This window comes from Pannus brasiliensis CCIBt3594, from assembly GCF_036688125.1.
GTDB classification, from domain to species: domain Bacteria; phylum Cyanobacteriota; class Cyanobacteriia; order Cyanobacteriales; family Microcystaceae; genus Pannus; species Pannus brasiliensis.
Genome location: NZ_JBAFSM010000094.1, coordinates 1 through 8,889, shown reverse-complemented (window position 1 = coordinate 8,889; position 8,889 = coordinate 1). Strand labels below are relative to the sequence as shown.

Here is an 8,889-nt window from a genome sequence, read left to right as displayed (position 1 = left end):
CTGATTTGGGGGCTGATTTTTGGGCTGATTTTTGGGCTGATTTGGGGGCTGATTTTTGGGCTGATTTGGGGGCTGATTTTTGGGCTGATTTTTGGGCTGATTTGGGGGCTGATTTCAACATTTAAGCAAGACTTAAAAAGTCGATCTTATCCAAATCAAGGCATTTATAACTCGCTACAAAGTACATTATGGATAAGTAGTTTTTCATATCCAATCTCTGTAGTTGTTGGCATAATCACTGTATGGGATAGATTATCTATATACGAACAGTCTAAAAATCACGAATGGATACATTCGATCGGCATTACTTTTCCCGAATCGCTAATTTCAGGACTTGGTTTCGCGCTATTCTTCGGCTTCTTTCTCGGTGGCGGAGTAGCCTGTGTACAACACATTGCCCTGCGTATCGTCCTCTGGCAAAGCGGCGCGATCCCTTGGAATTTTGCCCGCTTTCTAAATTACTGCGTCGAGCGTCGTTTACTCCTACGAACCGGCGGACATTACCGCTTCCTCCACCGCGAATTACTCGATCATTTCGCCCATTCCCATCCCCCATCCCGTAGGGTGGGTTAGATGCGCGATACGTGAGGCTAACCAACCGAAAATCTCCCTTCGCACCGTAACCCACCACCTGTTAAGCTAGATTTCGAGAGACCAATAACAATCGGGTTGAAAGTTTAGAAATGGTAAACACGCGCGATCGATTATCGGCACTCTATACCGAGGATTTTGTCGCTTGGGTAGAGGAAACAACGCGACTGATGAAAGCGGGATCGATCGATTCCCTAGATTGGCCCCATCTCATCGAGGAGATAGAAGGATTGGGAAGCGAACAGAAACATAAAGTCGATAGTTATTTACTCCAGCTTTTGATTCATTTACTACTGTATCGGTACTGGAATAGCGAGAGAGAATGGTCGGGACGCGGATGGAGCATCGAGATCGCCAACTTCCGAACTCAACTCGAAATTTTATTTCGATCGAGAACCCTCTATAACTATTTTCAGGAGGAGATCGAAGTAATCTATCCCAAAGCGGTAAAACTCGCCGCCAAAAAAAGCGATCTCCCCAAATCTCTTTTTCCGGAAACCTGTCCTTTCTCCGCGGACGAGATTATGAACGAGGATTTTTTGCCGTCGATCGCCTGAAACCCGATCGCCGGAGGCGCGGCTTTGCCGATCGCTCCCCTCAGCCCGATCGCCGGGTAGCATACTAAAAGACCCATCCTCGATCCGTGAATTTTCTCCCATGACTTCCTCGATCGCCCGACAACTCAAAACCCGTTTTTCCGAAGCCTTAGTCAAAGCCTTCGGGGAATCCCTCGCCAACACCGATCCCCTCCTCGTACCCGCGACAAACCCCCGATTCGGCGACTATCAGTGTAATATCTCCCTCTCCCTCGCCAAAGAACTCAAACAGAAACCGCGCGACGTTGCCGAAACCATCCTCGCCAATCTCGACATTACCGACCTTTGCAACACCCCCGAAATCGCCGGGCCCGGATTCATCAACCTCACCCTGAAACCCGGTTATCTCGAACAAAGGCTGAACTCCCTCATCGCCGATCCCCGTCTCGGAGTCGAAAAAGCCGAGCGCGCCCAACGCGTCATCGTCGATTTCTCCAGTCCCAACATCGCCAAAGAAATGCACGTCGGCCACCTGCGATCGACCATTATCGGCGATTGTATCGCGCGCCTCCTCGAATTCCGCGGCCACGATGTCCTCCGTCTCAACCACGTCGGGGACTGGGGAACCCAATTCGGAATGCTGATCACCTACCTCAAAGAAGCCTATCCCGACGCGCTAACCACCGCGGACGCGCTAGATCTCGGCGATCTGGTTACTTTCTACAAAAAAGCCAAAATCCGCTTCGACGAGGACGAAACCTTTAAAGAAAACGCCAGAAAAGCGGTCGTCAAACTCCAATCCGGCGATCCCGAAAGCAACAAAGCCTGGCAATTACTCTGCGATCAATCCCGTCGCGAATTTAAAAAAATTTACGATCGACTCACTATCCATCCCGATCTCACCGAACGCGGCGAATCTTTCTACAATCCCTACCTCGAAAGCGTCGTCGAAGAATTAGATAAACAGGGACTTTTAAAAGAAGATAACGGCGCGTCCTGCGTGTTTCTCGACGGTTTTACCAATAAAGACGGCGATCCCCTGCCCTTAATCGTCAAAAAATCCGACGGGGGATACAATTACGCCACCACGGATCTGGCCGCGATCCGTTACCGCGTGAACGAGGATAAAGCCGAAAGAATTATCTACGTTACCGACGCGGGACAGGCCAATCATTTCGCCCAAGTTTTCCAGGTCGCCACGAAAGCCGGGTTCCTCCCCGATAACGTCGAGGTAGTTCACGTTCCCTTCGGATTAGTGTTAGGAGAAGACGGCAAAAAATTAAAAACCCGATCGGGCGATACCGTTAAATTACAGGAATTACTCGACGAGGCGATCGAGCATTCCCGCGCCGATCTCGAAAAACGTCTCCAAGATGAAAACCGCGCCGAAAACGAGGAATTCATCGAAAAAGTGTCGGAAGTGGTCGGACTGAGCGCGGTAAAATACGCCGATCTCGCCCAGAATCGCAACAGTAACTATATCTTCAGTTTCGAGAAAATGCTCAACCTCCAGGGCAACACCGCGCCCTATATGCTGTACGCTTACGCGCGGGTTCGCAGTATCGGCCGCGAGGGAGGGATCGACTTTGAAGGGTTACGGGAAAACGCGCGAATTCATCTCGAACACGAGACGGAATTAGCTCTAGCCAAACACATCCTACAGCTAACCGAAGTCATTCAAGCGGTAGAAGAAGATTTACTTCCCAATCGCCTCTGTGATTACCTCTACGAACTGGGCAAAAAATACAATCGTTTTTACGAGAATTGTCCCGTTTTGAAGTCCGAAGAACCGATCAAAACGTCTCGTCTCGTCCTGTGCGATCTCACCGCCAGAACCCTTAAATTAGGCTTATCCCTATTGGGAATTTCGGTTTTAGAAAGGATGTAAAGATTCCCCCCGATCTATTATCGAACCCGCTTTTATAGAGCGATCGAAATCTTTTCCGTATCTACCCAAAGAGGTAGGTATGATTTTATACTGGGAAAAAATGTACTATGCGGAAGTCGAATAGAACCGGGTTTGATACCCTAGTAGATAGAGCGGTAAGCCACGAGGGCAAACCCACCCGAAAAATCCGCGACCGATAACCACACGCTCGTTCTCGATCGCCTTCCGTTCCCGCCTTCCGCTATCAAAATCCCATCGTTTCTCTCGCGGCACTTCACCGCCCGGAGAACGACACGATCACTCTCGATGCCAAAACCATCTCGCTGACCGATTCCCGCTAATTTCTGTAATTACGCGGTTCTCCAATCCTGTTCGCGGTCGATTTCCCGTAATTTCCCTCACGCCCGAATTTTTCTCCTAGAAGAAGATGGAAACCGAGTGGATCGATCCGGGAAGCTCCTCTCCGTCCCTCGATCGACTAACTCGCTCTCTCTCCCGATGGAAGAGGATTCCCGCGCTTTTCTACCCCGATTCCCATCGTTCTCGTGCTATTACAGAAATAGAAGCTCGGTCGCGTCGATCGAACTCCCCCTTCTATCAACTTATCTATCTTTCTCGCGCCTCGGGATGGGGTTTCGGGAAAATTCCCCCTGCCTCTCGTAGTTCGAGATAGAACCCTATCAATCCACCAATAGCGATCGAATCATGGAAACAATTAATGTATCCAATTATACCATAAAACGAATCATTTTGTCGCACTGGATCGAGAATCCTTCCCGAGACAAAAAGGAATCCTTACCCCCCGCGCCTTCCCGTCCCAAAATCGATATTTTCCGACCGATTCGATCGTGGATCGAGGGAATCGCGATCGATACGCCCGAACTAGCCCGCCGGATCTGTAAACTGATCCCCGCGCAATGTCCCTTCGCTCGAAAAATCAGCCTTTTCGGACGGACGATCCTGACGATCCCCCCCCTGTGCAAGATTAACCCGGTATACGAGGAACTGATGGTACTGCGTTTTCGGGCGCTAACCTATCTCGCGGATGAATGTGGTGAGGACGTTAGCGCTTACTGCTAGAATCGAGAGATACGCCTAAAATCGCCAACCCCATGGCCATCATCGCGCTCAAAGCTTGGTATTTAGACAAATACGAACCGATCCGTGAAGTGGTCAAACGTCCCCACGATCTTCGGTTAAGCCGTAATAGTCTCTTAAAATCGGGTTTACGGGCGGACTTTCTCGATGATAGTCTGGATATACAGGGATCGTTCTGGTTCCAGCGTTACCTAGAAGGGGATACCGTCGAATTTTATATCGAGGGTAGTGGTGGGTACGCTATCTCGAACATCGATTTACTTTCCCACGAGATTTATTTTACCAAGCGCGACATTAACGCCTGGTTAGACCCGATTATTTACCTGAGTTATCAGACAAGGTTCGCGGACGCGAGTGACGCTCTGCGCGCGGTACTGTTAGAAGCGATCGAAACATTCAATCGACGGTCGCGCTTACCCCTGATCTTAGAAGAAACTCCCCGCGCCGAGGGGAACCCGACCCGTCTCAGTGATAGCCAATTCCGAAAAATTCGCAAAAGTTTGTTATTTATCGCCGACACGACGGCAATTAGTCAGGTAGAATCAGAAATACTATTAGATCCGCTCGTTTGTGTGGAATTAGGCTACGCGATCGAGTGCAAGCGATCGGGGCAAATCCTACTGGCTTCCCTCGATCGACCCGAATTGAAGGGGAAAGTTCCCTTCGATGTCCCGCAACATCAACAATTCAGCTTTACCGACCCCGCGGGATTACGTCGAACCTTTCCCCCCCTACTGGAATCCCTCTTACAGAAGTTTAATCTTACCCCCTGACCATCATGAGTAGAAAAGCCGACGAGTACGCGATCCATCTCTTTTTAAACAGCGGACATCGAGAGGAAGTCCGCTTTCCCACTATTCAGGATTTCCAAAAGTGGTACAGTAACGAACTCGTTCCCAAAGCGGACTCTAACGACTTTATCAACATCCCGATCAAGAATATTCAAGGCGAATACATGGTCATCCGTCCCTCCAGTATCGTCGCCATCCGCGTCGAACCGGTCTTTTTCGGTAGCGTGGAGAGATTGTAGTTTTTAGGAGTCAGGAGTCAGGAGTCAGGAGGCAGGAGGCAGGAGTAGGGAGTAAATTTCTCGAAAGTCTCCATTTTTTCCCGAAACTAGAGCCTCTCTATCTTGATTTCCCACTCCCCACCTCCCCATCCCCCCATCTCCCTAGACTCCGGGTTCCTGTAATAACAGTTCGGCCAATCCCAGATAATAAATTCCGGACGGTGTTACCTCGAAGCGGCAGGGTAATACTTTGACCCCTTTTTCTACCGCCCGGCGGAATAATTGACCGTAACGGGGATCTTTGCTGTCTCCCGGAGCGAAACTCGTGCAATCCCCGCGATTGATGAAGTACAGCATCACCGGTTCCGCGTTCGGCAGTAAGTCCGTTAACTCGATCAGGTGTTTCTGTCCCCGCGTCGTCACCGTGTCGGGAAAAAGCGCGATCTCTCCCCGCGTCCAGGTAGTATTCTTGACCTCGATATAGGTCGGGCGATCGTCCCCCCGTGTCAAGAGGAAATCCACTCTACTGCCGTTATTTTGACCGTAGGCGACCTCCGATCGCACCACCGTGGTCTCGCCTACCAAATCGGGGAATAAACCCCGAACGAGCGCGTTTTTGATCGCCTGATTGGGAAGGTTGGTATTCACCCCCACCCAGGTTTCCCCGAGTCGGATCATCTCCCAGGTAAACGCGAGTTTCCGCTTGGGATTATCGCTCGCGGACAGGTACACGGGGGAACCCTCGACGCACACCCCCGTCATCGGCCCGGTGTTGGGACAGTGCGCGGTAACGATCGAGCCGTCGGCCAATTCGATATCGGCGAAAAACCGCTTGTAACGTTTAATTAAAATACCCTTGACAAGAGGAGGGTAACTATGAACTAATTCACGGTTCATCTAGGCGGTCGTCTCCTTCCATTCCCCGATCTTTTTTCTCTCTCTCGCCTCTCCGGGATAGCCCGAGGGCGGAGAATTCGGCGGGCTTTTCGGATGATGACGCGTCGGGCCGGGGTTTCCTGGCTCGCTCTCCCCGATCGAGCTAGTTTTCGCCCTCCCTTGGAAATAGTCGCGGAAATACCCGGCGTACAGTTGACAGCTCGGTTGGCTGAGATTGCCCTGAAATCGGATAAATCCGAGACTCTGGAGATGGAACGCGTCGATCGAGTCGATGGCGATCGCCCCCCCGGCCATCACGACCCGTTCCCAGGTCGATCGTAACCCCGGACTAAGATTTTGCAGGTTCCACGCTTGACGCTGGAGATGGTCGTGATAGATATTCCTGTCGTCGGTAACGGGGGTGTCGAGAATTTCCGCCAGCGTTCGATCGCGACGGGCGACGTGGTAGAGTGCCAGACCGGTCAGGTAGGGATTCCCCCCGACGAATTCGAGTAAACCGGCCGCGTCCACGCTCACCCCGTAACGCCGCGCGAGCGCTTCCACCTGATCCCCGGTGAAAGGGGGAAGATTCACGGGAAAACCGACATTAAACGGGGATTGATTGATATTGAGCGGGGTATAGACTTCGGTAGAGTGAGAGTGGGAGACGATCAGGCGTAATTTTTGCCAGATCGCTTTATTTTTACCTTCCTCGTGCCACGATCGCAGGAGGCTAAAAAAATCGTCCGCCAGATGGGGATGTTGGAACAGTCGATCGATATCGTCGAGAGCGATGACGAGCGGGCGATCGAGAGCGGGAAGGATATATTGCTCGAAGTAGATCTTACAACTCATCTTCCAGCCGAAAAGATCGTCCCAATACTCCTCGATCTCGTTCTTCAGTCCGAGCGATCGGGTAACATTGGCGCAGAACCAGCGTAGAAATCGATCGAGATCGTCAAAAAGCCCGCTATCGGCTAACTGCAAACTCAGATAAACCGCGGGATAGCCCAACTGACCCGCCCGATCGAGAATCCGGGTAACGAGGGAGGTTTTTCCCGTCCGTTTCGGGGCTTTAATCCGGATCAAGCTTCCCGGCCGCTCGATCTCCCGATAACAGTCCCGCTCGATCGTTCCCCGTTCCAGATAGAAGGGAGAATCGAGGGGCATCTGTCCTTCCGGGAATTCCGGGAGATCGGGAGGGTTGTCGACGGGAACCCTTTCTTCATCCTCCGGATCGGGATAGTAATAATCCTGGGGTTCTAGGGTTAATCCGAAAGCCTGAAAATACTGTTTCAACGTTTTCCGATCGACTTTCTCCTCGCGGTCGGCAACCTTCATCAGCGTATCCGACACTAAACCCGTTTTTTCGGCCAGCAGGGCCAGGGTGAAGCGATTCCCGTTATTCTCCCGATGTCGCGCGTCTTCCTGGGCTGATTGTAGTTTCTCCCAGCCCCGATCGCTTAAAATAATTCCCCGTTTCCTTTGCTGTTTCTGCCGCGCTTCTACCATACGTCCTCTTGAAATCGATCGGGAAGCGATCGTCGAGCGATCGAATAGTAACTAGATCTATACCTCGACCGCGGGCTGGCGAATTCCGCGAAAGTACGGGTCTTTTTCCGGGCGACGGGCGATCGAGGAGGTCATCACGCGATCTCGATGGTAGAGACTCGGGTCCCGTCGTAATCATTTCCCGAAAAAAACAACCGCGTGAATTTTCGGAAACCGGAACCGGTAGCCGAAACTACCGATCCCTCTTCCCTAGAGTACGCCTAGACGGGCCAGACCGAGAATCGTACCCGCCCCGAGGATATGACCGAAACTAGCGGTTCCCAAGACCGCGCCGAGGCCGAAACCGCCGAACAGGTTAGGCGACGGTAAGGAGGGGCCGACGCTGGGCTGTTTGATGGTCGCTTTCCCGAAGGCGATGGCGATAATATTGCAGATAATCATGACGATGGCGACTTTCGGACTCCACTCGATCGAGGCGGGAACCGAGGCGGCGGCCAGTAACAGGGATGAATACATCGACAGTTCTCCTGAAAATAGGTCATTTTCAGACTCTCATCTTAAGCGGTGCCATCCCTCGCCGTTACATTTTGTTGTAATAATTAACGATTCCGGGGGAGCTATCAGCTTTCAGCGATCAGCTTTCACGTTCGCATCTTTCTCTATCGTGTCGTTACCCGTAATCGGCGATTAGCTGACGGCTGACGGCTGACGGCTCGACCGAACCTTAGTAATGATTTAAATTCAAGCCCGCTTCTCTAGCGAAAGCGGATAGACCCTTGCGTTCCAGGGTTTTAATCGCTTTGGTGGATAGGCGTAACTTCACCCAGCGATTGCCTTCCGGCCACCAGATCCGTTTCCATTGCAGGTTGACTTCCTGGAGTTTTTTCGTGCGGCGGTGCGAGTGGGAAACCGCGTAGCCGTTATTCGCCTTTTTTCCCGTTAACATACAAACGCGAGACATAGTTCTCTCCTGCTCGATCGATGACGATACATTCTCAACCTATCTAGTGTAATCAACACCCCCGCGCGAAAGCAAGTCATTCTCGGGGAGTCAGGAGTCAGGAGTCAGGAGGCAGGAGGCAGGAGGCAGGAGAGTAGGGAGTAACTTTCTCGAAACTCTTGATTTTTTCCCGAAACAATCTCCTCTCTATAATTCATTTCCATCTCCCCCCTCTCCCCATCTCCCCCCCCCCCACCTCTCCCCCTTCCACCACTACACCAGGCCCGCCCCTTCCCACTCCTGCACCCTACATACACATTTGCCAGACCAGTCCCCGGGCCGACCCCCCGCACCTCACACCAGACATGCTTACCCGCCGACCCGACCCTTCCCACCATCACACCAGTCCAACATTTCACACCACAGACAAACGAATACA

9 protein-coding genes and 1 pseudogene are annotated in these 8,889 nt (G+C 51.8%); 6 read left to right on the top strand and 4 right to left on the bottom strand.

All coding sequences use genetic code 11. The features are described from left to right. From V0288_RS24525 to V0288_RS24500, 6 genes and pseudogenes are all read left to right on the top strand, one after another. Window positions 1-573, top strand: a pseudogene (locus V0288_RS24525) (hypothetical protein); the annotation flags it as partial. Between the two features lie 110 nt (window positions 574-683). Then, window positions 684-1,148: a DUF29 domain-containing protein gene (locus V0288_RS24520; RefSeq protein ID WP_332867825.1), complete on the top strand. Its 465-nt coding sequence runs from the start codon at window positions 684-686 to the stop codon at window positions 1,146-1,148. A gap of 100 nt (window positions 1,149-1,248) precedes the next feature. Next, window positions 1,249-3,015 carry an arginine--tRNA ligase gene (gene argS, locus V0288_RS24515; RefSeq protein ID WP_332867824.1) on the top strand — a complete coding sequence of 589 codons (1,767 nt, stop codon included), beginning with the start codon at window positions 1,249-1,251 and terminating at the stop codon, window positions 3,013-3,015. A 705-nt stretch (window positions 3,016-3,720) separates the two neighbouring features. Continuing rightward, window positions 3,721-4,095, top strand: coding sequence for a Mo-dependent nitrogenase C-terminal domain-containing protein (locus V0288_RS24510; protein WP_332867823.1), 375 nt, complete (start codon window positions 3,721-3,723; stop codon window positions 4,093-4,095). A 32-nt stretch (window positions 4,096-4,127) separates the two neighbouring features. Beyond that, window positions 4,128-4,886: a hypothetical protein gene (locus tag V0288_RS24505; RefSeq protein WP_332867822.1), complete on the top strand. Its 759-nt coding sequence runs from the start codon at window positions 4,128-4,130 to the stop codon at window positions 4,884-4,886. A 5-nt stretch (window positions 4,887-4,891) separates the two neighbouring features. Beyond that, the gene (locus tag V0288_RS24500) at window positions 4,892-5,143 is read left to right on the top strand and encodes a hypothetical protein (protein ID WP_332867821.1); all 252 of its coding nucleotides are present in this window, start codon (window positions 4,892-4,894) and stop codon (window positions 5,141-5,143) included. A gap of 141 nt (window positions 5,144-5,284) precedes the next feature. Here the strand turns inward: V0288_RS24500 and sfsA are convergent, their stop codons facing one another. The 4 genes from sfsA to rpmB all read right to left on the bottom strand — a co-directional run bounded on the left by sfsA (window position 5,285) and on the right by rpmB (window position 8,471). After that, a complete protein-coding gene (sfsA, locus tag V0288_RS24495) occupies window positions 5,285-6,019 on the bottom strand; it encodes a DNA/RNA nuclease SfsA (RefSeq protein WP_332867820.1) in 735 nt (244 codons plus the stop codon). Continuing rightward, complete coding sequence (locus V0288_RS24490) at window positions 6,020-7,510, bottom strand: AAA-like domain-containing protein (RefSeq protein ID WP_332867819.1); 1,491 nt, start codon at window positions 7,508-7,510, stop codon at window positions 6,020-6,022. It lies immediately after the preceding gene. Between the two features lie 249 nt (window positions 7,511-7,759). Beyond that, on the bottom strand, window positions 7,760-8,026 hold the full coding sequence (psaK, locus tag V0288_RS24485; protein WP_332867818.1) for a photosystem I reaction center subunit PsaK: 267 nt from the start codon (window positions 8,024-8,026) through the stop codon (window positions 7,760-7,762). Between the two features lie 208 nt (window positions 8,027-8,234). Continuing rightward, entirely contained in the window at window positions 8,235-8,471 is a 237-nt protein-coding gene (gene rpmB, locus V0288_RS24480) for a 50S ribosomal protein L28 (RefSeq protein ID WP_332867817.1), read from the bottom strand. Between the last annotated feature and the right edge of the window lie 418 nt (window positions 8,472-8,889).

What these genes read in the sequence shown, in the direction of transcription:
- psaK (WP_332867818.1), bottom strand. Translation starts at nt 8,026, where the DNA reads ATGTATTCATCCCTGTTACTGGCCGCCGCCTCGGTTCCCGCCTCGATC.
- sfsA (WP_332867820.1), bottom strand. Translation starts at nt 6,019, where the DNA reads ATGAACCGTGAATTAGTTCATAGTTACCCTCCTCTTGTCAAGGGTATT.
- V0288_RS24500 (WP_332867821.1), top strand. Translation starts at nt 4,892, where the DNA reads ATGAGTAGAAAAGCCGACGAGTACGCGATCCATCTCTTTTTAAACAGC.
- V0288_RS24490 (WP_332867819.1), bottom strand. Translation starts at nt 7,510, where the DNA reads ATGGTAGAAGCGCGGCAGAAACAGCAAAGGAAACGGGGAATTATTTTA.
- argS (WP_332867824.1), top strand. Translation starts at nt 1,249, where the DNA reads ATGACTTCCTCGATCGCCCGACAACTCAAAACCCGTTTTTCCGAAGCC.
- V0288_RS24510 (WP_332867823.1), top strand. Translation starts at nt 3,721, where the DNA reads ATGGAAACAATTAATGTATCCAATTATACCATAAAACGAATCATTTTG.
- V0288_RS24520 (WP_332867825.1), top strand. Translation starts at nt 684, where the DNA reads ATGGTAAACACGCGCGATCGATTATCGGCACTCTATACCGAGGATTTT.
- V0288_RS24505 (WP_332867822.1), top strand. Translation starts at nt 4,128, where the DNA reads ATGGCCATCATCGCGCTCAAAGCTTGGTATTTAGACAAATACGAACCG.
- rpmB (WP_332867817.1), bottom strand. Translation starts at nt 8,471, where the DNA reads ATGTCTCGCGTTTGTATGTTAACGGGAAAAAAGGCGAATAACGGCTAC.